1 protein-coding gene is annotated in these 1,285 nt (G+C 38.2%); it reads left to right on the plus strand.

Translation table 11 applies throughout. The features are described 5' to 3' along the window. Positions 1 to 146 precede the first annotated feature (146 nt). Positions 147 to 1,285 (plus strand): transposase (locus PGY05_RS16490; protein WP_270476357.1); only part of this gene is annotated, 1,139 nt, incomplete at its 3' end.

Below are 1,285 nucleotides of genomic sequence, written 5' to 3' on the forward strand. Positions count from 1 at the left end.
AAGGGGCTGTGAAAAAAGAATAGTCCCGAAAAAAAAGAAAGACCAAGAGTTTATATTGAACTCAAGGTCTTTCTTTCTGTTATAATTAATTTGTGACAAAAAATAATAACATAATCTATTCTAACCCAAAACAGGCAATTTTGCCAATGCTAATTCAAGATTATCTGGACATCTGTGATCCAGTGCTGACTTTTGACAGATTTATGGGAGGAATCGAACTGGAGAAATATCTGAAAAATATTCCGCAACATTATACAGGAAGACTCAGATATGACCCGGTCAGCATGCTGAAGACAGTTTTGTTTGGATTTATGGAGAATGGCTATATATCATTACGTGAACTGGAGGATCAGTGTAAAGTCAATCTCCGCTTCATGTATCTCATGGATCATCAAACACCTTCTTATCGTACCTTCGGTTACTTCATTAACGAGGTACTTGCTGATTCCATTGAAGAGATATTTCAAGACATAAACAAAAAAATTTTCGAGACAGAACATGTGGATCTCCAACACCTATACATCGATGGATCCAAGTTTGAAGCAAATGCGAATAAATATTCCTGGGTATGGAAAAAATCAACCGAAAAATCCAGATACCGTGTCTTCGATAAAATTACTACACTTTTTGCGGAAATCAATGAAGAACTGACATGTACAGGGATAAAGCTTTGTATCAATAGTGAGTATGCGCCAGAGTATCTGAAAGAAGCTGCCGAACAGTATGCAGAAGCCTGGCAGATTGATGAAACTGCGTTTGTTCATGGCAGGGGACATCGCAAAACTACACAGCAACGGCATTATGAGAAACTCAGGGAGTATGCTGCTAAGTTAGAAGAATACGTGGAAAAAATCAAAATCTGTGGGGAGGATCGCAACAGCTACTCGAAAACAGATCATTCGGCTACTTTTATGCGAATCAAGACAGATTACATGGGAAATGACCAGCTGCTTCCGGCTTATAATGTACAGGTTGGTGTTGCAGATGAATACATTGCTGTTGTTGATGTAAATCAGTATCGCTCAGATATGGATTGTTTTGTTCCGTTGATGAACAAGTTTTATACTACATATGGCTTTTATCCGAAGTATCCAGTGGCAGATGCCGGATATGGTTCTTACAACAATTATATTTTTTGTGAGCAGCATGGAATAGAAAAGTATATGAAATTCACCATGTTCAAGAAAGAGACTACTGACATGAAGTATCATAAAGATCCATTCCGAGCAGTAAATTTTCCAATCGGGGAAGACGGAATCATGCGTTGCCCAAACGGGAAAAACTT

Source organism: Coprococcus sp. AF51-11b1, from assembly GCF_027682785.1.
Taxonomy (GTDB): domain Bacteria; phylum Bacillota; class Clostridia; order Lachnospirales; family Lachnospiraceae; genus Allocoprococcus; species Allocoprococcus comes.